At 61.3% G+C, this 22,085-nt stretch carries 23 protein-coding genes; 5 read left to right on the top strand and 18 right to left on the bottom strand.

The features are described from left to right. Window positions 1–237 precede the first annotated feature (237 nt). Both V2L18_RS22785 and V2L18_RS22780 read left to right on the top strand, forming a co-directional pair. On the top strand, window positions 238–987 hold the full coding sequence (locus tag V2L18_RS22785) for an AzlC family ABC transporter permease (RefSeq protein WP_336180651.1): 750 nt from the start codon (window positions 238–240) through the stop codon (window positions 985–987). Continuing rightward, complete coding sequence (locus tag V2L18_RS22780; RefSeq protein ID WP_336180650.1) at window positions 980–1,330, top strand: AzlD domain-containing protein; 351 nt, start codon at window positions 980–982, stop codon at window positions 1,328–1,330. Before V2L18_RS22785 ends, V2L18_RS22780 begins: the two co-directional genes overlap by 8 nt. Before the next feature lie 49 nt (window positions 1,331–1,379). Here the strand turns inward: V2L18_RS22780 and V2L18_RS22775 are convergent, their stop codons facing one another. From V2L18_RS22775 to V2L18_RS22690, 18 genes are all read right to left on the bottom strand, one after another. Continuing rightward, window positions 1,380–1,949, bottom strand: coding sequence for a biotin transporter BioY (locus V2L18_RS22775; protein ID WP_336180649.1), 570 nt, complete (start codon window positions 1,947–1,949; stop codon window positions 1,380–1,382). Further along, the gene (locus tag V2L18_RS22770; protein ID WP_336180648.1) at window positions 1,889–2,602 is read right to left on the bottom strand and encodes an energy-coupling factor transporter transmembrane protein EcfT; all 714 of its coding nucleotides are present in this window, start codon (window positions 2,600–2,602) and stop codon (window positions 1,889–1,891) included. Before V2L18_RS22770 ends, V2L18_RS22775 begins: the two co-directional genes overlap by 61 nt. Then, the gene (locus V2L18_RS22765) at window positions 2,599–3,279 is read right to left on the bottom strand and encodes an ATP-binding cassette domain-containing protein (RefSeq protein ID WP_336180647.1); all 681 of its coding nucleotides are present in this window, start codon (window positions 3,277–3,279) and stop codon (window positions 2,599–2,601) included. Before V2L18_RS22765 ends, V2L18_RS22770 begins: the two co-directional genes overlap by 4 nt. A gap of 213 nt (window positions 3,280–3,492) precedes the next feature. Further along, a complete protein-coding gene (gene madM, locus V2L18_RS22760) occupies window positions 3,493–4,251 on the bottom strand; it encodes a malonate transporter subunit MadM (RefSeq protein ID WP_336180646.1) in 759 nt (252 codons plus the stop codon). Window positions 4,252–4,253: 2 nt separating this feature from the next. Further along, window positions 4,254–4,682 carry a malonate transporter subunit MadL gene (madL, locus tag V2L18_RS22755; RefSeq protein WP_336180645.1) on the bottom strand — a complete coding sequence of 143 codons (429 nt, stop codon included), beginning with the start codon at window positions 4,680–4,682 and terminating at the stop codon, window positions 4,254–4,256. 70 nt (window positions 4,683–4,752) lie between these two features. Next, on the bottom strand, window positions 4,753–4,962 hold the full coding sequence (locus V2L18_RS22750) for a biotin/lipoyl-containing protein (RefSeq protein WP_336180644.1): 210 nt from the start codon (window positions 4,960–4,962) through the stop codon (window positions 4,753–4,755). Window positions 4,963–4,973: 11 nt separating this feature from the next. Further along, complete coding sequence (mdcG, locus tag V2L18_RS22745; RefSeq protein ID WP_336180643.1) at window positions 4,974–5,735, bottom strand: malonate decarboxylase holo-[acyl-carrier-protein] synthase; 762 nt, start codon at window positions 5,733–5,735, stop codon at window positions 4,974–4,976. Between the two features lie 2 nt (window positions 5,736–5,737). Further along, complete coding sequence (locus V2L18_RS22740) at window positions 5,738–6,838, bottom strand: acyl carrier protein (protein ID WP_336180642.1); 1,101 nt, start codon at window positions 6,836–6,838, stop codon at window positions 5,738–5,740. A 22-nt stretch (window positions 6,839–6,860) separates the two neighbouring features. Further along, a complete protein-coding gene (gene mdcE / locus V2L18_RS22735; protein WP_336180641.1) occupies window positions 6,861–7,754 on the bottom strand; it encodes a biotin-independent malonate decarboxylase subunit gamma in 894 nt (297 codons plus the stop codon). A 33-nt stretch (window positions 7,755–7,787) separates the two neighbouring features. Further along, window positions 7,788–8,744, bottom strand: a complete 957-nt coding sequence (locus V2L18_RS22730) for a biotin-independent malonate decarboxylase subunit beta (RefSeq protein WP_336180640.1) — start codon at window positions 8,742–8,744, stop codon at window positions 7,788–7,790. Between the two features lie 11 nt (window positions 8,745–8,755). Further along, entirely contained in the window at window positions 8,756–9,073 is a 318-nt protein-coding gene (gene mdcC / locus V2L18_RS22725) for a malonate decarboxylase acyl carrier protein (protein WP_336180639.1), read from the bottom strand. A 19-nt stretch (window positions 9,074–9,092) separates the two neighbouring features. Then, entirely contained in the window at window positions 9,093–10,766 is a 1,674-nt protein-coding gene (gene mdcA, locus V2L18_RS22720) for a malonate decarboxylase subunit alpha (protein WP_336180638.1), read from the bottom strand. A 23-nt stretch (window positions 10,767–10,789) separates the two neighbouring features. Beyond that, window positions 10,790–11,692: a biotin--[acetyl-CoA-carboxylase] ligase gene (locus tag V2L18_RS22715; protein WP_336180637.1), complete on the bottom strand. Its 903-nt coding sequence runs from the start codon at window positions 11,690–11,692 to the stop codon at window positions 10,790–10,792. Window positions 11,693–11,717: 25 nt separating this feature from the next. Further along, the gene (madB, locus tag V2L18_RS22710; protein WP_336180636.1) at window positions 11,718–12,926 is read right to left on the bottom strand and encodes a Na+-transporting malonate decarboxylase, carboxybiotin decarboxylase subunit; all 1,209 of its coding nucleotides are present in this window, start codon (window positions 12,924–12,926) and stop codon (window positions 11,718–11,720) included. 125 nt (window positions 12,927–13,051) lie between these two features. Further along, window positions 13,052–14,062, bottom strand: coding sequence for a triphosphoribosyl-dephospho-CoA synthase MdcB (gene mdcB, locus V2L18_RS22705; RefSeq protein ID WP_336180635.1), 1,011 nt, complete (start codon window positions 14,060–14,062; stop codon window positions 13,052–13,054). 870 nt (window positions 14,063–14,932) lie between these two features. Further along, complete coding sequence (locus V2L18_RS22700; RefSeq protein ID WP_336180634.1) at window positions 14,933–15,349, bottom strand: HutP family protein; 417 nt, start codon at window positions 15,347–15,349, stop codon at window positions 14,933–14,935. Between the two features lie 390 nt (window positions 15,350–15,739). After that, complete coding sequence (locus V2L18_RS22695; RefSeq protein WP_336180633.1) at window positions 15,740–16,627, bottom strand: EAL domain-containing protein; 888 nt, start codon at window positions 16,625–16,627, stop codon at window positions 15,740–15,742. Then, window positions 16,581–17,399: a hypothetical protein gene (locus tag V2L18_RS22690; RefSeq protein WP_336180632.1), complete on the bottom strand. Its 819-nt coding sequence runs from the start codon at window positions 17,397–17,399 to the stop codon at window positions 16,581–16,583. The genes V2L18_RS22695 and V2L18_RS22690 overlap by 47 nt, the downstream gene beginning before the upstream one ends. A 172-nt stretch (window positions 17,400–17,571) precedes the next feature. Here V2L18_RS22690 and V2L18_RS22685 point away from each other — a divergent pair, with 172 nt between their 5' ends. The 3 genes from V2L18_RS22685 (at window position 17,572) to V2L18_RS22675 (ending at window position 22,012) form a co-directional block, all read left to right on the top strand. Then, window positions 17,572–18,480, top strand: a complete 909-nt coding sequence (locus V2L18_RS22685) for a sugar kinase (RefSeq protein WP_336180631.1) — start codon at window positions 17,572–17,574, stop codon at window positions 18,478–18,480. Window positions 18,481–18,762: 282 nt separating this feature from the next. Further along, complete coding sequence (locus V2L18_RS22680; protein ID WP_336180630.1) at window positions 18,763–19,788, top strand: hypothetical protein; 1,026 nt, start codon at window positions 18,763–18,765, stop codon at window positions 19,786–19,788. Continuing rightward, window positions 19,754–22,012 (top strand): hypothetical protein, encoded by a 2,259-nt coding sequence (locus tag V2L18_RS22675; RefSeq protein ID WP_336180629.1) that lies wholly within the window; start codon window positions 19,754–19,756, stop codon window positions 22,010–22,012. Before V2L18_RS22680 ends, V2L18_RS22675 begins: the two co-directional genes overlap by 35 nt. Window positions 22,013–22,085 lie beyond the last annotated feature (73 nt).

The following is a 22,085-nucleotide window of genomic DNA, read 5'->3' as shown; positions in this document are numbered from 1 at the left end:
ACATTTTCCTCCCCCGCGTGGAGAAAACTTGCTCCCCCGTACGGCACCCTCATCGCAAGTTTAAGCGAAACGCGTCTCAAATTTTCGAAAACCACCCATCCAGACAAATAGTAAATATGAATAACCATCGAACCAATACTTATAATGCACCGAACCAATATGGATTGACACTTGATTAAACTCAAAATAGAGATTAATTCTGAAATTCGAGACTGAACTCAAATCCTCCCCATCGGCATGATCACACCCACAAATCCTTCTCCCCCCGAGGACACGCAAGCCTCCCTGGCAACCGTGTTCCGTATCGCCTTCGGCGATGCGCTGGTCGTCGTCCTCACCTTTCTGGTGATGTTCATGGGCGTCGGCCAGATCAGCGCAGAGGCCGGCCTGTCTGCGTTGCAGACCGCCGTGATGACGAGCCTTACCGTCGCAGCCCCCGCTCAGGCCGCAGCCATGCAGATCCTGACCAGCGACGGTGCCGTCGCCGGCGCCTGGGTCGCCGCCGTCGTCGCCGTCGTCATCATCAATCTGCGCTTTATCGTCATGGTCGCTTCCGTCCTCGGCCGCCTGCCGGAAACGAACTTTCTGCGAGGCCTTGGCGGCGTGGGCCTGATCTCCGCCAGTTCCTTCGCCGTGATTCTGCCGCGCCTGATGGACAAGCGCCCACCCCGCCCTGTCCTTTATTGCGGCATTGTCGGATTGCTGTGCTCCAGCTCGGCCATCATCGGTGCCGTCGCAGGACACCAGCTGGCCGCCTCCGTCCCCGTCATTGTCGGCGCAACGCTCGGCGCAATGATTCCCATCTATTTTGCCACGCTCATCGCCCGTCAGAAGAAGATGCGCGCGCTGATGGTGAACGCACTTTTCGGCGCCGTTCTCGTTCCGCTTGCCGTCCCCACGATGGGGTCGTTCGCCCTTCTCGTGCTGCCGCTGATCGTCGCCGCGATCAGCATGCTGATCGATCAGAGGAAGAAATCCGATGCATGAGGTTGCCTTCGCCCAATGGCAGCTGTGGGCGGTCGCCGCCGGCGCCGGCTTCGGCACGCTGCTGCTCCGGATCATTCCCCTGGTTGCGCGAGAGAAGATTGGCGGAGAGCAGATCCGGGAATTCTTCGACCGGGCCGGTTACGGCATTCTCGGTGGCATCGTCGCCACCTCGGCGCTGCGCGCCGGACACAACCTGCTGAAATCCGAACCCGCCACCGGAGCCGTTGTCGCGATCGTCTGCGTGATCGTCGCCTTTGTCCTATCGGTATGGAAAGGCGGCACGATCCTGCCGACCATCATCGGACTGGCGGGCTTCGTCGCAGCCGGCCTTCTCTATCAGTGAGACTGGCCGGCCGCCGATTGTCGAAACAGAGCCCTGATGACCGCCGAGATCAGGCGATCGAGGGCTTCTGGATGATCGGATAGGCGCGCTTGACCGCAACCGCCACCACGGCGGCAAGGCCCGCCTTGATCACGTCACCGATGACGAAAACCGACGATGCTATCGCCGTTTCCATGATCGGCATGTTCACGTAGTAGGCTGTCCAGGAAATTCCCATCGCGTAGAGCACGATGATGCCGCCGATGGCGCAGTAGATGAACGAACCCACGACATTCAGCGAGCGCCAGCCCCACTCGTGCAGCAGACCGATCACGAAGGCCGCAGCCACCCAACCGACGATGTAGCCGCCCGAAGGACCGAAGAACACGCCGAGCCCGCCCCGACCGCCCGACAGAAGCGGCAGACCGACGGCGACAAGCGCCACGAACAACAGCAGCGCCAGCGCCCCACGTCGCGCGCCCAGAATGGCGCCGGCCAGCATCGGCCCCAGCGATTGCGCCGTCACCGGAACACCGATGGCGGGAATCGTGATCGGCGGAAAGAGCGAGAGCGCTGCCGTCAAAGCGGCAAAGAGCGCGATATAGACGATGTCTCGAGTTGACGTTCGGTTTGCGTGCATGATGTCCTCGCCGGAGTTGAGGCCGCCTTTTCGGCAAAGCGCGGCGGCAATTCGTCGTCGTCGTCATAGGGCGAGCGCGCCTCGATCGCATCCGCGACATCGCCGGCCATGCGCAATGTGCGCAAAACAAGCGGCAGCGCAACCGCGATGGGATTGGCCTCCAGTCCGCGCGCACGCTGGGCATCGCGGATTTCCTGGGCCTGAGCCCCGATGACGGGGATGAAACGCAGTGCCAGCGAAAAGGCCAGACCGACCTTCGCGGGATTGACCCCGAAACGACGGAAGGGCTGAAGCATCTTCTCGATCGCCGCGATCAGCGCGTCGGACCTCGTGGTCAGCGTGACGAGCATCGCCAAAAGCACCAGCGCGGAGATCCGCAGCACGACGACGGCGGCGAGGTCCCAGGACTGCCATGCGCCCTGCACGACGAACAACAGAACCAGGATCCAGCGCATGGGCCGCACCTGCTCATAGGCGCGCCGCATCGTGAACCCGCCAAGCCGATACAGCCCAAGCGCGCAGATCAGCGCGAAGGCAAGAACACGCCAGTCGTTGACCGCCATCAGCCCGGTGCCGGCGATCGCCAAAACAAGAAGCTTGAAGCCGGCATCAAGCCGGTGAATGACGCTTGTGCGCTGGTATTCCCCGCTCATGACATGCGCTCCACATAGTGCGCCAGCGCGGGGCCGGGCGTGTCATCGGCAATCACCCTGCCCTGGTCGAACACGATCACTCGATCGAAATTCTCCAGAAGTTTCAGGTCGTGCGTCACGATGATCACCGTCTGCTCAAGCTCGGCGATGACCCTGGCGACCATGCGCGCATTGCGCAGATCAAGAAGCGTGGTCGGCTCGTCGAAGACTACGCAATCCGGCCGGGTCACCAGTACGCCGGCGAGCGCCAGGAGCTGTTTCTGTCCACCGGAGAGTGTGTGCGAGGGATGAGAGCGGAAGCGTCCGAGACCATAGCGGTCCAGCACCTCTTCCACGAGCGCCGCGCGTTGCGCCTTCGGCAGCTTCAATCCCTTCAGCCCGAAGGCCACGTCCTCTTCAACGATGGGAAATACGATCTGATTGTCCGGGTTCTGGAAAACGAAACCGACCTTGCGGCGAACGGCCTTGCCGTTCTTGGCGGTATCCGCCCCGTCGACGAGAACCTGTCCGCGCGTGGGGAGGACAAGTCCATTCAGCAGCCGGGCGAACGTGCTCTTTCCCGAACCGTTCGAGCCGACGATTCCGATCCGTTTCTCACGTAGAGTGAGATCAATTCCCTTCAGCGCTTCGAAATCGTCAAATCGCTGATGGACATCCCGGACTTCTATCGTCGTCATTATTCGACCTCAGAGGATTTGAAGTCGCCGGCCACTTCTCTCGGGAGAACCGACCGGCGACTGCAAGACAAGTCCTTGCAATTATGAGTTGCTGTCACCCCGCTGGGGTAGAACTTGCCTCTTTTTTAACACCATCTCTTGAAACGCTAGCTCGTGCGCCTCAAACTTATAGTGGTTCCAAGGTCCGTTCTCTGATTGGCCCTCGCCAAAGGATTATCCAAACAGAGCAACGAGCGCCATGTAACCGATCGACGGGACGACCAGGCAGCCGAAGCCGGTGTAGAAGGTCGCTGTCAGGGCACCATAAGGGACCAGTCGCGGATCGGTAGCGCCGAGTCCGGCGGCCGTGCCACTTGTGGTGCCCATCAGCCCGCCGTAGACCGCGGCGGAAGCCGGGTTGTCGAGGCCAGCGATCTTCGCCAGGAACGGCGTCAGGATCATCACGGAAATCGACTTCACCACGCCGGCCGCAACCGAAAGCGCGATGACGTCAGACGAAGCACCAAGCGCGGTGCCGGTGACGGGGCCGACGATGAAGGTGGCAGCGCCACCGCCAATGGTCGCCATGTCGACGGGGCTGGTGTAGCCGAAGGCATAGGCCGTGGCCGCACCGATGACCACCGAGAGGATCATCGAGACGCACAGGGCGACGACGCCCGGGATGCCAGCCTTCTTCAGCTCTTCCAGCTTCACACCAAAGGCGGTCGCGACGATCGCGAAGTCACGGAAGACGCTGCCGCCCATCAGGCCGATGCCCGAGAAGAGCGAGACATCGGCAATGCCGTGCTTGCCGCCGGTGTACTTGCCACCGATGAACGCCAGGATAAGGCCGAACACGATCGCGATCGCCGAAGAGTGAACGCGGCCGTTGAAGAGCTTCGCCACGATCGATGCGACGTACATGAAGACGCCAACGACCACGAAAGCTGTGACCAAGGGGTACTTGGTAACTGCGTGAACCAGAATGTCCATGATCACTTACCTCCCTTCGAGGCAGGGGCCGCGGCAAGAGCGGCTTCTTCTTCACCCAGCGGGGGAAGCGGGTCACTCTTCTCGCCGAGAGCCGAGATCGGACGGATCAGCAGGAAGCCTGCGAAAACGGCACCGAGACCTGCAATGAAGGCAAGTGCGCCAGCATTGTAGGCGGCAACGACGTTCTGACGGGCGCACATGGCCACCACGATCGGAATGTACATTGCGCTCCAGAACTGGATACCGCTCTGAGCCAGCTTGGAGAGCTGGTCGCGGTCCATCAGGTGCCGGGCGATGATGACGAGCAGCAGCATCGCGATACCGACGCCGCCGACGTTGGCATCGATTCCGACCAGATGACCGATGAGGTAGCCGAGGCCGGTACCTACGATCATGCAACCGCCCATCAGGGCTAGTCCATAAATCACCATATCACTTACTCCAGGAGACTAGGAGTTCGGGGTATCGGGGCGACGAGACCGTCGCCCCGGATTCACTTAATCACTCAATCGTCATCAGAACGGCGCCGGGCTTCAGGCGATCGCCCGCGGCAGCCGCGATGGACTTCACTTCGCCGTCCTGCGGAGCAGGCGTGTTGTTCTTCATCTTCATCGCCTCGACGACGGCGAGGTTCTGACCCTTGGTGACCTTGTCGCCAACAGCAACCTCGATCGAGACCACCGTCGAAGGCATCTTCACTTTGACGTCCATCATACACTCCATTAGTTAGATGGTTGATTTTGCGGGGACTTCTTACATTCCCCAGTCACACCGCCGAGTCGATGCTTTTCGAACATCGGCACGCCGGAGGAAACACATAATTTTTCTCTGTCCACAAGAGAAACATCATAGATAGTCTTTACGAGTATCTCTCTTGCCTCAGAGAAATACTCTTTGAGCTTTACGCCGAGGCAGCTATTGATCTCCATCTCGGCGTCGACGGACAAGCCGAGTTCCCCGCTCAGGGAGGACACGGCCTGGTAGAAGGCCTCGATATCGCCGCCGTGCCCGGCATCGACGAGAATGTCGAGATCCGAGTCCGGTCGCACATATGCGAGGCCGGTCACCGCCGCGAGCGCGGCGGAGCCAAGGAGGCCGAGGCGCACGCCGAAGCGCTCGCCCAGACCTGCAATCGAAACGAGGCCAGGATGCGTCGGCGGGCTCTGTCTCACCGCACGATCCATCACCTCGTAAGGAGAAAGGAAGCCGCTGACCTGATCCGCATCGACGATCAACGACGAGCGAACGCGTTGCTGATCGATGCGCTCGGGGAAGGCAAAGCCCAGTTGCCCCTGCCCTTCCCCGCAAGGCCGTGTCGGGCGGCAGACGATGCCCGGAATGCGATCCTCCAGAAAACCGTTGAGCACGGCCTTCTCGGTCGCCCCGTCGCGCATCGTGTGCGGCAGACCTTCCAGCAGCGACGGGACCAAGGCCTCGCGCACCGCGGGTTCCAGCTCTGCCAGATAATGCCGCCGGTTCAACATGATCAGCGCCTCTTGATCCAGGCAGGATCCGTCTTCGCGGATTTCTGCAAATCGGCCTGCGCCTCGACGAGCACGTCGAACAGCTGGGTCTTTTCCGGACCTTCGATGATGATGGGTCCGCTTCCCTCCGCCTCGTCGGCGGGAACCCCTGGCACGAGCTTCACGCGGGTGGCGCTCGCGCCGGTTTCCAGGTCGCGCGCGACCTTCACCACCCGGCCCTTGATGCGCAGAATCGTGCGCGCGGCCTTCTCGACGGTCGAAGCCGCATGCGCGGTGGTCGCAGCAACGACGACTTCGTATTCCGGATAGGTGCGCTCACGCTGATACGTGATGATTTCACCGGCTCGGTTGCAGACGTGGCCGGATTTGGAGACCACGAAACTGTCGCCCATCGGCAGTCCGCCGACGACGAGTTCGCGGTACCCGTCGCCCCGCGGCGAGGCGACGAGGGTGATGTCGTCGCGAAGCGGCACGCCGTCCAGCGTCAGCCACCCGAATTCCTGGCAGCCATAGAGGTCGTGCACGGTGTAGCCGAACCCCTCGGCGACCGGCAGCAGTTCCATGTCGAGAGGGGTGCCGGCACACAGCAGCGCCACACCCTTCGGCATGTGCGCCTTCAACCCGAGCTTGACGACCTGCTCGAGCGTGGCCCTGAGGAACGAGGATTCGCCGAGGACGATCGACGGCTGTTCGCGGCAGAAGGCCACGATCAGGGCATCCCGGCTGGAGCGCTTCAGGAAGCTCCATTCCACGCCGCAGTCGCGCAAGGCTTCTGCGGCGAAGACGTTCACAAGCGGAGGATAGGTCACGACCATCTTCGCTTGTGGCCCGGACCCGAGTCTTTCGAAAAGGGTCCGGGCCACCGCGCAGCGGCCGGAAATCTCGCCATGAGTCACGCCGACGATATTCTGGAACGCAGAAGAGCCTGTCGTGAAGGTGAGATACGCCAGATTGAGCGGCGTATGCACCTCCTCGATGACATGGGCGGCCGTGGGGCCGTCGATCCCCTTGTCCGCCAATGTCCGCTTCGGCATCTCCTGGAGGGTGGGAGCACCGCCGAAGGCGTTCAGAGCTTCTTCAAGTACCGTCAGATCGTCGGACATGATCATCGTCCCTTGAGGGTCGTTAGCGAGATGGAGCGTATTTCTCGGCTACTGCAGCGAACTCCTGGTTCATCAGATCGATGACCTTGGGTCGCACGACACGGCCATTACGCTCCGCTCCCAGAGCACCACGTCCCCACGGACCGAGCTTTGCATCCTCACCGGCGGCAACGGCCGCACGGATCTGCTTGATGTGCTCGATGATCGCGGGGCGCATGCCTTCGACCTTGCCGATCTGCTCCTCGACGCCGCCCAGGGCATAGAAGAACTGCGGGCCGGCCGCGAAGACCGGGTTGCCCTTGGACAGTTCCTCAAGCGTCTCCAGATCCTTCTTGATGATGCGCGAGATCGAGGTCAGCGGCATCACGTGGATCATCGTGCCGAAGCTCGAGTCCAGCGAGAGGATGTTGGAGGCCTGCAGGCCGTGGCAGAGGAAGGCGCCGGAGATGGCACGGCCGATGACCATGGCCACAATCGGATGACCCGCCAGGCGAGCCTCCGCCAGCGCCAGCTGATAGGCGCCGGTGGCCTTGTTCATGCCGAAGATCTCCTCGACCTTGCCCGGGCCGTTGCCCGGGGTGTCGACGATCAGCACCAGCGGGCGCTTCTCTTCCTTCGGCTTGTCGGCGTCGGCCGCGAGAGAGGCGTAGACGGCTTGAGCCATCTTGTAACCTTCCTCCATGCCGATGATGCCGGCATAGACGACCGGGAACTTCTCGTTGAAGCCCATCGCGTCAGAGACGATGAGCGTCACGTCCTGGCCATCCAGCTTGGCGGTGCCGACGACGGCGCCCGGACCGAATTCCGGATCGTCGAAGGTCTTGGCGCCAACGGTGCCTTCCTGGAAGCTGTCGGTATCGACGATCATGTCGATCGCGTCCCGACCGCGTCCCATCATGGTTTCAACGTTTTCCATGATTGTCTCCTGATTTGGATCTTGTGATCGGGTTCAGACTTCGAGCCGCTTGACCGTCGCGACGAACTCGTCGAACGGCTTGCTGTCGAGGGTCGCGGCATCGGCATTGCCGGCCTTGGCCCAGACATCGCGGGCGTCCTTCGGCTGCATCTCCGCAGCAAGGGCAACAAGCTTCAGCTGCTTCTCGACCAGCTCCGGCGAACCGATGCGGCGCATCTTCTCGAACTCGGAAACCGGCAGAACCACCAGCTTGGACAGAGCCTCGCGGAAATCCGAAACCTTGCCGCGAACCAGGACGTTGCAGTCGCCCATGATGTACTTGTGGCGGCCGCCGGTGGTGCGGAACACGAGCGCGCGGTCGGAGGAGTCGAACTCTTCCTTGCCCATCTCCTGCTCGATCACTTCCGGACCCGTCAGGCCCAGACGGCCGTACTCGCTCATCACGATCGCGTCGGTCGCAGCGGCCACGAAGCCCATGCCGCCGAAGCAGCCGACCTTCGAACCGATCAGCGTGATCACCGGAACCTTGTGACGGGCCTTCTGCAGCTGATCCATCACCTCGGCGTGCGCGAGCAGGCCGGCGTTGGATTCGTGCAGACGCACACCGCCGGTCTCGAACGAGATCACAACGACAGGCTTTTCCTCGTCGCTCAGGTCAGCATGCTCGGCAACGAGCTTGTCGTGGAACTCGGTGGCGAGACGGATGGTGTTGACCATTTTCGCACCACCGACCTCACCGACGGACCCACCGATGAAGCGGCCTTCCTGGGAGATCACGAAGACCGGCGTCTTGCCGATCTTGCCAACGCCGGTGACGATACCGTCATCGAATTCGACCGCTTCGCCAAGGGTTTCCAGATGCGGGCTGTAGAAGCGGTCGAACGGACCGGCCAGCTCCGTAAAGGTGCCCTCGTCGACCAGGCCGACGGCACGGGCGCGAGCGTCCGATTCCAGGAAGCTCTGTCCCTGAATGTCATTCCATTTCGGCATGGGGTATCTCCTTACTCTCCGGTCGCTTCCGCAAACGCCTGGCGCAGGCGCAGCAGGACGACCGCAGGAGTGGCATTGTTGTCGTTGATCTCGAGGTGGACGTCGCCCAGCAGCGTCTCGGAGACGAACGTCTCCACGACCCGCTTCCAGAGCTCGTCGAAACCAGTGACGGGAGTGACGATCTTCACCGAAACGGACCCCTTGAGATCCTTCGGCTCCATCAGGACTTCCATGTCACCCGAGCCAACCACGCCCAGATGGATCGGGCGGTCGACGCTCTTGGTTCCCTCGTCGATTTTGACGTGGAATTCCAGTGTGTTCAAAGCCATGGTTCAATGATCCTTCGTGTCACCAGTTGCGGAACCGAGCCGGCGGGTTGTAGAGGCCGCCAGACCAGGTCACGAGGTCCTGGATGCTACGTGCGGCGAGCATCGAACGATCCGCACGCTTGCGGTCGACGCCAAGATCTTCAGGCGTCATGACGATACGCTGCTCGCGAAGGCGCTTCGTCTCGGCCGGATCGGCCTTCAGGCCGATTTCCGTGTAGCCGGCAACCGCGCGAATGGCGGCCATGCGGGCTTCGATATCCGGAGCGCGGTTGAGGTAGGCAATGCCCTCCTCGGTCACGATGTGCGTCAGGTCATCGGCGTAGATCATGACCGGCGGCAGCGGCAGGTTGGCGTTCTTCGCCAGCTTCCAGGCGTCCAGTTCCTCGACGAACACCGGCTGGCGGCCTTCCCCGAAGGTCTCGACACCCTGCACGACCAGCTTCTTGCCGCGCGGCATGTTGCCCAGCGTGCGATCAAGCGTCGGCTGTTCGGCACCGCACTTCAGCCAAGCCTCGGTGGAGTGACGGCGACCATGGGAGTCGGAGCCCATGTTCGGCGCGCCGCCAAAGCCGGCAACGCGGTTCGCGGTAGCGGTAGAGGAGTTGCCGTACTTGTCGATCTGCAGCGTGCCACCGATGAACATGTCGCAAGCAAACTGACCGGCCGCCTGCGAATAGGCGCGGTTGGAACGCAAGCTGCCGTCGGGACCGACGAAGAACACGTCCGGATGCGCGGCGACGAACTTCTCCATGCCGAGCTCACCGCCGAAGCAGTGGATCTGCTCGACCCAGCCGTCCTCGATCGCGGGGATCATGGTCGGATGCGGGTTCAGGGCCATGTGCGTGCAGATCTTGCCCTTCAGGCCGAGCTCGTTGCCGTAGGTCGGCAGCATCAGCTCGATCGCCGAGGTCAGGAAGCCGATGCCATGGTTGAGCCGCTTCACCTCGTATTCGGCGTAGATGCCCTTGAGGCACAGCATCGCCAGAAGGATCTGGTTGTCGGTGATGAGCGCCGGATCACGGGTAAACAGCGGTTCGATGAAGAACGGCTTCGGCGACTGCACGACGGCGTCGATCCAGTCGGCCGGGATATCCACGCGCGGCAGTTCGTCGACGATCTCGTTGACCTGGGCGATAACGATGCCCTGGCTGAACTTGGTCGCCTCGACGATCGTCGGCGTATCTTCGGTGTTGAAGCCGGTGTAGAGGTTGCCCTTCCTGTCAGCCTTGTAGGCGCAGATCAGGGACACCTTCGGCGTCAGGTCGAGGAAGTAGCGGGAGAACAGTTCCAGGTACGTATGGATCGCACCCAGTTCCATCTTGCCTTCGCGAATGAACTGAGCAACGCGACCGGCCTGCGGCCCGCCAAAAGCGAAGTCGAGCTTCTTGGCGATGCCGGTCTCGAACAGATCGAGATGGACCGGAAGCGGAACCGCCGACTGCACCATGTGCAGGTCGTGGATCTTGGACTTGTCGACCTTGTTCAGGCATTCGGCCAGGAAGTCGGCCTGCTTCTGGTTATTGCCTTCGATATTGACGCGGTCGCCGGGGCGGATAACCGCCTCAAGCAGGGCCACCGTGTCTTCCGGCTTGAACTGCTTGCCCGGGCCGATAAACCGAGCGGCAGCCGCCATTCTCTCCGCAGTATCTGCAGAGCGACGGTCCCACTTTTTCTCAGTACCGTTAGTGGACATGGAACAACCTCTGTTTAGTTGTTTTAGCGCCCCAATGCCGAAATACTCGGCGATTGGTGCGCCTCTCCGTAGTAGAAGCGGTGGGTTGTGCCGCTCCTATCGCGAATGCTTAGGGATCCATCGAAACCCAGATCCGTGGCCGTACCTTCAAGACGCTCGTCGCCGGCATCGAACAGGATGTCCCGTCCGATCGTACAGGAGCGCGCGATCCAGGCATCGCGGATGGGTGCGAACCCTTCCGTTTCCCAACGCGCCATCCAGGTCTCGATCTGAGTGAAGAGGGTTTCGAGCAGGTCGCGTTCATCGAACTCGCGCCCCGTCTCGATCGCCAGCGACGTGGCGATGCCCTCCAGTATCGGCGGTACGTCGTCCGCCGTCATGTTGACGTTGATACCGATGCCGGCGATCACATGCGCCATCTCGCCCTCATCGGTGAGGACAAGTTCACAAAGGATTCCGCACAGCTTGCGACCGTCGACCAGAATGTCGTTCGGCCATTTGACGGACGCTTCAATGCCCGCGATCTGCCGGATGGCTTCCGCCACAGCGACGCCGAGCACCAGCGTAAATTGGGAGATTTCTTCCAGGGGACGATCAGGACACAGGAGCAGCGAGATGCCCAGCCCCTTCCCCGGTTTGGAGAACCAGAACCGCTTCCCCTTGCCGCGCCCGGCGGTCTGATGGGCAGCCACCAGAGCGAGCCCCGTTTCGGCGCCCTTCGCCTGGAGGTCGCTCATCACCTGGTTCGTGGAACCGGCCTGCGTCAGGAAATAGACCGGACCGATCCGGCCATTGCGCCGCTCCACGCCGCAGCAATTGGCGAGTTCGTAGGAGGTCGAAGCAAGGGCGGATCGGTACAGCATGGTCTTCAGCGCTTCTTTGTTTGTACGTGCACAGTGAAGCTGGAGGCCGGCGCCCACCGGCATTGAGTGACGGGCGCCGGCCTCATGGTCAGCCGACCAGACCAATCGTCGAGGCGAAGACGCCCACGGCGATGGCCGAGACGATCACGCCGCAGATCGATGCACCCATGGCGAGCGGCATGATCATGGCGTAGGGGCTCGCCTCAAAGGCGCAGCGCTGCGCGATCTTGGCGGTGGAGGGCATGCAGGACACGCCGGCGATGCCGGTTGCCGGGTTGTACTTGCCCTTGGTCACGGCCCACACGAGCCAGCCGCCACCGATGCCGCCCAGGGCGGAGACCGCCAGCGCGGTGATGCCGAGGACCAGCAGGATCGCAACGCGGGGATCGAGCAGAGTCGAGGCTTCGCAGAGCACGCCGAGCACCAGGCCGAGGAACAGGGTCGAACCGTAGACGATCGTGTTCTCCAGGAGCTGCACGTAAGGCTCGATCTCCGCTTCCTTGATCGCGACGCCCATGAAGAAGGACAGGATCAGCGGGGAAGCGACCGGCAGCAGCAGGCAGAGCAGAGCCGCAGCGACGATGGTGAAGACGAACTTCGCCTGCGAAGACACTTCCGGGAATTCGATCTCGACCTCGAGGCCGCGGTACTTGGCCGGGACCAGCCAGCGAACCAGGTACGGATAACCGGCGTAGCACAGCGACAGGTAGAGGTAGGCGATGATCGAAATCGGGACGAACAGATCCTTCGCCATGATCAGCGAGGCAAACAGCACCATCGGGCCATCCGCACCACCGATCGAGCCGACAGCGGCCGCCTGGCCCGGCGTCAGGCCAAAGTAGTAGCCAATGACGAGGGTCACGAAGGTGCCAAGCTCGGCACAGACCGCAACCGTGATGGAAGCCCACGGACGCGCCAGGATGAACGAGATGTCCGCCATCGTGCCGATGCCCATGAAGAGCAGGCAGGCGACCAGCGAGTTCACGAAGGTGAAGTTGTAGACCGGCTGCAGGAAGTTGATCTGCATGATGTCGATCAGAGCGTTGGGCTCGGAGACCATCGGCGCGATAATCAGCGTGCCGATCTTGCCGGCCTCCAGGAACATCACGCCGGCGTTGACCGCCATCATGCCAAGTCCCATCGGGACCATGATGAGGGGCTCAAGCGTGCGCTTGAAGCCGAGATAGGCGAGCACGAAGCCCAGCACGATGAACCCGATACGGGCGAAAGCGATCACGGGATCCTGGACGAAGAGCGTCCCGATGCCGGGAAAGATCGTAAGGAGTTGGTGTAACATCGGTTGATCTTCTGTCTATTCGGAGGGCTGAGAGAGGAAGCGGGAGATACCGACGATCACGCCGATCACTGCAAAAGCGATGACGGCGGTGATGAGGTAGGACATCCCGGCGTAGACAATGATGTTCATGAGATCCTCGGGGGTTGAGGGGATTGACCTGCCTTGGCGGGCCGGCCTGTGAAAACGGTCCCCGCTCCAGGGGCGCCGCTGACGAGCACATCGACGCCGTAGGTCACGGCCAGAAGATCGGCCGAACCACCTGGGCTCAGGTTGCGTGTGATGCACTCTGTGTCGAGTTGATGGATGGCAGCCATGCCGGCAGGTGTCAGTGCGCCACCAAGCCGGAGAGCGTCGCGCGCCTTCCCGCGCACGAATTCGAGCGCCTCGAAGCCGCCGCGCCACAAGAGCGTGGTGTCCTCGCATGCCGCCATCAATGAAATCAGGGTATGGATGAGCGCCTCTTCCAGAGAGGCGCCCTTACTCCTCGCACTGCGAAAAGCCGGCAGTCCCGCCTCGACGACGGTCGGAAAGCCGGCCTCCACCTCGCCACGGATGCCGCGCACCCCATAGCGTTGGTAGAGCCATTCGCCCGCTGTTCCCGCCTCTCGGTCGCCGACGCTCTCCAGTTCCCGGGCGCAAAGACCATCAGTCATGGCTGCAGCCAACGAGAAGAGGGCATCGACTTCCAAGGATGCCCGATCGCGCGCGAGCCTGCCGGCTGCGGCACTCAGGACACCTGCAGAGAACAAAAAGCCGCGCTGCGTGTTGACGCCGCCGGTTGCTGCCAGAAGCAGCCCCTCGTAGCGGCAGCCGATCTCACGCACAGGGCGCAGCAGATCGCGGGCCGATCCCTGGTGGCGCATCCCGGCCTCGGCGCATTGGTAAAGGCACGGCGCGATCGCAGCGGACGCGACCATGAAGGTCTTGATGTCCATATCGCTGTGCGATCCGTTCGACCGTGCGGTCACAAGCCCGGGTTTCGGGTGACTGGCCACCTCCAGCAGAGTACCGGCAAGGAATGCTGAGCCGATGTGCCAGGAGGCCAGTCCGAGATCGACACTCGGAACGGGAGCCTCTTCACACCCTTGCGATTTAAGCTGCTGAGAAAAATGCATAATCTCGTACTCGTTCTGCATTGTCGGACCGCTACAGCAACTGGAGACGACCCCACAAGCTCGCATAAGCTCGTACTCGCTCTGTTTTCAGCGATCCCCATGCGCCCCGAGGGGCCACGCAGACCGTGGAAACCAGATGTCCGCCGTCACGGAGAACACTGAGTCACTGGCATAGAAGGAGTTGGAGCAGACGAAGGCTCGCGACCCTCGAAAGGGCGCAATCACACTGCTCTGATCACGAGATCACACACCCCAGGGAGGGGCAGAGGAGATAGGCAACGGTTAAAGTGCGCCGCGTGCGCGGGCCCAAGCGTTACCCCTGATCACTGTATCACACGCTCCCGAGGGAGCAGGACGAACATTCGCATACTGCGAATTTTCACACGACCCGAAGGCCCGCCGAGGTTTGCCTTGGGAGTGTCCCGTGGGTTCCGCCTCGACTTAAGTCGTATATCTCACCAAGCGGCTGCAAAGTCCAGAGGCAGCTTGAAAGAAGGGTTGCGGCAAAGTGGCATAATTGTGATTAGTGCCAGAAAAACTATTTTTCTCCATATATTTCATATTGTTAGATATTTTTTCCGACACCCCGAGTCCTCAGAAACGGGCTTTTTCCGGGCCTATTCGTCCCTTACGGAAGATGTCGCCTACAATCAAAGCCTGCCTATTTTTTTCGCAAAGCTTGCACCCTTCCGTACATATGACAAGGGCGACCTCCGAAACCACTTCGAAGATCGCCCTGGTTACAATGTGCGCGAAACAAGCCCGAGAGCGTTGCGGCCCGTCAAGAAAGGTTACGGCGACAGGAAAATTACAGGCCGGCGCCGAAGGCTCACAACCGTGCACCGCCTGCCGGATCAGAACCGGCGGATCAAGCCCGAAAGGAGCCGTCTCCTACAGGTGCATCACGCCGAAACCCATGCGCTCATGGTTCGTTTCGGGGTGGAAGGCAGATTCACCATGGGCGGCAATGACCAGCCACCTGCCGTCGGAGACGATCGCAACCTTCAGCTTGAGACTCGACTCAGCCGCCACATCCGAGCTCACGCCCTTCAGACATTCAAGCCCGGCATGGATGACGGCATGAATCTCGTTGTGGTGATGGTGGATGATATGGCTCTGCAGGGCGCAGGCCACCAACGACTTGACGAATGTTTTCGTCACGTCGGTCCGCACGCCGCTGACGAACGTAATGCCCATTTTGAGGCGGGTATTGGCGGCCACGTATTGCTTGAAGGTCTCTTCTTCCTCGCGCGAACTGATCGCCGCGATGATCGCCACCTTACCCAGGCGGTCGGGATTGATGTCCATTCGAGGCGCCTTTTGTCCAAGACAACTTTACATATTCCGACAACGACGACGGAGCGCCGCTCGAGATGTCCGATCCGGGGTGCCATCCCCCAAGGCGCGCGACAGGGTTGCGGCCAAGCGATCACTCGATAGCGTCTTCAAATCGACCAGTAAACCCCTAAGCACCAAACTGCGGTGCAGTACCGATTCCCGCAAGCGACCGCCAAAAGCACACGCGAGACGCTCGCCAGCAATCGCGGAACATGAACTCGTCACTGCGGCATGTCATTGCGGCCCCACCTGGCAGTGCCAAGCCGCCGGACAACGCTGCGATAACGCTTCGGCCATTCATAGCGACGCGACGATCCGATGGGTATTTTTACCAATTCCATGCGGACGGTGCCCTCGGCTTCATCGGCTTGCCGCTTCGTCGAACTCCATAGCCTCGTCGCTCTCCATAGCTTCATCGAGTTCCCGCTCATCGTTCGTCTCGAACGCGTTGCCGGAAGTGAGCGCCTCCGCAAGCTGAACATAGAGATGACCCGGCAACGGAGGTGCGAAGATGTAGCCCTGGGCCGACGTAACCCCGAGCTCGCGCAGCCGCGCAATTTGCTCCATCGTCTCGACGCCTTCCGCGATGATCCCCATGCCGAGATTGCCCGCGAGTTCCACGAGCATATCGACGATGGATGTGGAGCTGGCATCCGAGCCGAGAGCGTCGACGAACATCTTGTCGATCTTGATGATGTCGATGCCGAGCTTCTGGAGGTAGGCAAGCCCGCCATGCCCGGTGCCCGCGTCGTCAAGCGCAACCCGGATTCCGAGCGACTGCATCTCGGAGATGATCTTGCGTGCGACGTTCATATCACGCAGCGGCTGACGCTCGGTGACCTCCATGACGATCTGGCTGTAGGAAATGCTGGAATTTCCATAGATCTCAATGAGATCCTCGATAATCCGCCGATCCTCGAAGTGGCCCGCAAAAAGGTTGACGGAAAGCTTCAGGTCGGGATTCGCCGCATAAAGATGCCCAACATCAAAGATCGTCTGACGCATGATCTGTCGCGTCATCTCGAAAATATGCCCGGACGTTTCCGCATACTGCATGAACTGGCCAGGGGAAACGATCGTGCCATCGGACCGCCTCCAGCGGATCAGCACCTCGCATCCCCGCAAGCCGCCTGTCTCGATGTCCATCACTGGCTGATAATAGGGGATGAACTCTCCCTTTCGGATCGCGGCAACGAATTCATCATCCGCATCCTGCTCCGGACGCCAGGAGACCCAGAGTGCGATCACAATGAAAAGAACCGTGAACGCGCCGGTCGCCACCGCGGTCAATACCTTGAGATCGGAGACGAGCCCGTAGGCTGCAGCTTTCGGAGCAACAATGGTCGCCTGCAGCGGATATCGAGTCGAACGGACATATTCGACCATCTCGCTTCCGCCATCGCCGGCCGCGCCGCTTTCCTGCCCCCCCCTCGCCGCCGATCGTCAGCCACCGCACGTCCTGCGCCAGCCTCAACTCAACACGACGATAAGCGCGCAAATACTCCGGACCGGCATCCACCGAGACCGCCGGTGCAGAGATCTCCGCGATGAGACGCACGCCGTTGCCCACATGCCAGCTCACGGCCGCCAGATGAACACCTTCGAACGACTTGTCTAGGAGACCGAGCCCCACCATTGCGGAATCGGAGCGGTAGGCCGGCATGATTGCCTCGCCGGAGCGCTCGCGCAGGGGCGTGGAGCACATCGGAACGCCGTTGGCATCGACGAGATCGATTGCCTGCACGAAGGAATGCTCGCGCATCACCTTGCCGTAAGCCAGATGGTCGCGCGGCAGACATGTGATGTGCCCGTCGCCGACGAGCGTCTGTAACGCCGTCACGCCATCCGACAGCGCTTCCTCGGCCCGGTTGACATAGCGCTCCGCGGCGGCGCGCAATTCCGTATGCGCGCGCGAAACGGCATAATGGTCGAGGCTGAACTTCGCCACAGCCAACGGCACGACCGCAAGCAAGACTGCGACAAAAAGCGCCCTGAAAAATGTTTTATACCGTCGGGACAAGCTTGCGGATCCGGAGCGCGTAGGGTGAGCGATCCGTTAACAATGCAGAAAGATCGTAAACACTGACTGAATCGCGCGAATTTTTGCGGATATGGGTTGCGCCCGGCAACGAGTGTGCGAAGACTCTCGCCCCTTCCAATCGAGCCCCGCGCCTGCCTGACAGAGAGGATGCATGGAAGCCCTGTTCATTGGCCAAGCCTACATCGACATCACCTTCATCACCGATCGCTTGCCGACGGGTGACGAGAAGACGATCGCCGACGAATACGCCGTGAGTTTCGGCGGAAATGCAGTCACCGCCGCTTTCTGCTGCGCCAAGCTCGGCTACAAGCCCGACCTGATCTGCTCGCAGGCCAACGACTGGCTCGCTCACATGTTCAACGACATGGCGACCAAGTACGGAATCGAGATCCACGGCCGGAAGGTCCGCGAGTCGTCGTTGTCCTTCATCATGCCGAAGGGCTCCAAGCGCGCCATCGTGCGCTGCCGGGACGATCATTTCCTTCACCCCTTCCCCCAGCTTAACCTCGACGGCTGTCGCGCCCTTCATCTGGACGGCCATCTCGCAGACGCGGCGCTCCATTATGCGCGCACATGCCGCCAGGCGGGCATTCTGACTTCGCTCGACGGCGGGGCGGTCCGGGAGAACACCGACGAATTACTGCGCTTCATCGACGTGGCCATCGTCTCGGAACGATTCTGCGAGCAGATGAATCTGGATGCACGCCAGACGCTGGACTACCTGAAGGCGCGCGGCTGCCGTGTAGGCGGCATCACGATGGGCGAGCGCGGCCTGGTCTGGTACGATGAAACCGGAACATTGCAGGAAATGCCTTCCCTTGCGGTTCCTTCAGACAAGATCGTCGATACCAATGGCGCCGGAGACGTATTCCACGGCGCCTATATCTATTCCTATCTGAGCAAGCCCGGCGCAAGCTGGGCAGAGCATTTCCGTTTCTCACGCGCAGCCTCCGCCCACGCGATTCAGCATCTGGGCAACGAGGCCAGCCTTCCGGGTCTGGAGGATGTTCATGTGGCGATGGAAACCTTCCCGGAAGCAGCTCCTGCGGAAGTTGTGTAAAAGCGGATGCGGCGGCTCGGTGCCCAACCTTTGCCGCCCTTTGACCGCACAGAGCCGGCTTTCACGTCCCGGCGTCGCCGATAGCGAAGGCGCTTGGACGCACCGAACATCAGCCTGGAGACCAGAATGGGTGCCCATTTCTTCCCCCGTGCCGGATATGCCGTGATCCTCGGCACCGCGCTTTGCCTCCCGCAGTCGTCTTTCGCCTTTGAAGCGACGAACAATCCGGTGGCAGACGCCGTTCTTGCCGCGATCGAAGCCGGCGGGGCGAAAAACGCCGCCGTGGAGGACGTGGCGGTCTCCGGTAATCAGATCATTCTGCACGGTGTGACGGCAGACTACCCCGACAAAGGCAAGAATGCCGGAATGTCGGCGGGCAGCCTGGCTCTATCCGACGCATCTGTCGCACCCGACGGAAGCGTCAGCGCCGCCGCGCTCGCGGCCACCGACGTCAAGTACGTATCGGACGAAGACACGGTGGAATTCGCAGCCGCCGCGGTAACCAACCTGCGCATCCCCTCCCCCGAGGAAATCCAAGACCCGGCCAAGGCCCTGAACAAGGAGCCCGCTTACAGGCGGCTGGAGATCACCGGCATCAATATTCAGTCCGAGGACGAAGCCGCAGTGCCCGTGGAGCGCTTAACCAGCTCCTTCGATCCGACCGGCACCGACGGTTCGCTGAAGGCCTCCTTCACCGTGGAAAAGATCGCGATCGACCCGGAATCGGTCAAGGATGACGATTTCCGCGAAAGGATGAAGGCGCTTGGATACGATTCCGTGCAGATCGACGTGAAAGCCGATGCGGAATGGTCAGCCAGCGAGGGACGCGCGCAACTTCATGACTTCGAGATTTCGGGTCAGGACATGGGGGCACTCCATGTATCCGGCACCGTTCTGGGGGTGACGCCCGAGGTGATCGAAAAGCTGGGAGGCGCGCAGGACGACTTCGGCAAGACGATGGAGATCTTGCAGCAGCTGTCCATCGCCGACCTGCGCCTGCATTTTGAGAACGAAAGCGTTGTCGAACGTGTGCTCGATCAGCAGGCGAAGGAAGCCGACACCGATCGGGCCGGTCTCGTGGATCAGCTCTCCTCCTCCCTCCCCGGCATCCTGAGCCTCATTCGCAATCCGGCATTCCAGGAAAAGGTGGAAACGGCGGTCACGACCTTCCTGAGGGACCCCGGTTCGCTCACCGCTGCGGCTCACCCCGCCCAGCCGGTGCCCGTCGCGCAGATCGTGGGGACTGCCATGATCGCGCCGCAGACGATCCCGGATGTCCTGTCAGTCGAGATCACGGCCAATCAGTAGGTCTGCACCAAAAAAGGACAGGAACACGAAAACGTTCCGCCACAGGAGTTTACATATGCGTCTTAAAGCGAGCCGTCTGCATGCGCTCGGACTTGCCGGCCTGCTCATCACCACATGCCCGGCTCTTGCCGCCCGACAGGGCGACGAGATAGCCGCCGACTGGTTCAAGGACCTGCTGTCGGCGGGCGCCAGCGTGGCGCAATACGGCGATCTGCGCCAGGACGGAACCGCCACGATCATCGAGAACGTTGAAGTCCGCTACCCTTTTCACTTCAAGCTGGGTGAGAAGGCGGAGTTTTCCGGCCAGATCGATTTCAACTCGAAAAAGCTGACCTTCGAAGGACTGGCGGAGACCGACAAGACCTTCTCCGCCGACCGCATAACGGCTGCCGACGGAACGACGATTTCGTTTGACGCAACCCTGCCGGATCAAAAGACAATACGCCTCGACGCTCCCAGCGCGGGCGATGCGCCCGCCGCCGAACGCGGGGGCTCCGTGGACGATTCGGGAAAGGCCGATGAAAAGCAGCCCCTCGAGCCGAACGCCGACAAGGATGACGTCGCCAAAGCGGACGCCCAGCCGCCAAAGGAAAACGCGGTACACGTCAAGGAAGTGTTCGATGGCTATGAAATAGCAGGCACCGAGTGGCCGCGTTTCGAGCAGCCCGAAATATCTCCCGAGCACCGCGTCCGCGACAGCGTCAGATATGCCGCCATGTATCTTAACGGCATCCGGGTAGATTCCGCTGCCGTGCGTCAACTCAGTGTCGAGCAGACCCTGCCCGACAACGGAGTGGCCAAGGCCTCCTACCAGAACCTGAGCGCACGCGGTGTCGTGGGCGGTCGAATGGCGAGCGAGGAGATCGAATCCTACAAGTCCGAGCAGCGAATCCCGGACAACAACGGACAGTTGCAGACTGTACTGACGTCCATCGACACCATGACTATGCGGGATTTCGATATCCGTCCGTTCCTGCGCGCCATCGACCCGACGCTCTATGGGGAAGATGTTGGCGAGATCGTGCTCGGCGAGTTGTCGGTTGGTGGCATCTCCTTCGTGATCCCTGACGAGAACGTCAGCGTCGCCATCGACGAGATTTCGAGCAAGGGAGCCGGCATTGCGGCAAAAGGCTCGAATTTTCTGGTGGAGGCTGATCGGCTGGCCTCTGGTGAACAGGACGATCAGGAACAGACCCTCCGGGCGTTTTTCGAATTCCTCAGCGGCTATAGCCTCGCGAACACGCGGCTTAGCGGCCTCCAGGTCGATGTGAAGGGCGAGCGTGTCGGACAGATCGACAACCTCGAGATCGCGGATCTGGATGATGAGGGTCTCGGAACCTTCCTCGTGGAAGGCGCCGGTGCGGTGAACCCCTCCAATGCTTCGCAGTTCGGCCTGTCCCGCCTTCTCCTTGCCGATCTGACCTTCCCCACAAGGGATGCTCTCTTCGCGCTCAAGAACGCCCGCAAGACCGGCGACATTCAGGCGATCATGGACGCCATACCGACTATCGGTCGCGTGGAAGTCGATGACGTGCTGGCTTCCGGACCGGGACGCCCCGGCACCTTCTCGCTCGCCAACTATCGCCTGCTGCTGGACAAATATGTCGGGCCGATTCCGACCGATATCTCCAGCACGATTTCCGGGCTGAATTTTCCGGTGTCCTTCGTTAACAGCCCGAAGTCGCGCGCTATCCTGTCAGCGCTCGGGTTTGAAACCATCAAGGTCGATCAAAACCTGCGTCTGCACTGGAACGGCGAAACCCAGGACCTGGAGCTGGAGCAGGCACATATCGCGCTGGAGAACGGTGGCACCGCAACCGTGAAGCTTGCGCTGGGCGGCGTACCCCGCTTTGTCTTCGAAAACCCCAACCGTGCTCAGGAAGCGATCGCGACGCTTTCGGTGAAGGGTGGGTCCATCGTCATCGAAGACGCCCCGGCGATCGCTCGCATGATCCAAATGCAGGCCAAGCAGGCCAACGTGTCTGAGGAGGAAATCCGTGCGGCGACGATCGCGCAGATCCGGGACAGCCTCGGCCCGCTCGCCAATACGGCATTCGCAGAGGATCTGGCAAAGGCGGCCGATCGCTTCATGCAGGATCCGAAGCGTATCGAAATCCAGCTGAAGCCGGAAAACCCCGTGCCGGTGGCACAGCTCCTCGGCATGGCGGCGACCGCCCCTCAGACGATCCCCGACGTCCTCAAAGCAAGTGCCGTCGCCGAATAGAGCAGCCTACGGTCGTCGCACCCAAGAATAGAACACCGCCCGTACGACCACCGCAGAGTTCGGACGGTTGATA

The organism is Breoghania sp. JC706 (assembly GCF_037026715.1).
In the GTDB taxonomy this organism is placed as follows: domain Bacteria; phylum Pseudomonadota; class Alphaproteobacteria; order Rhizobiales; family Stappiaceae; genus Breoghania.
This window is presented reverse-complemented; position numbering and strand designations above follow the sequence as displayed.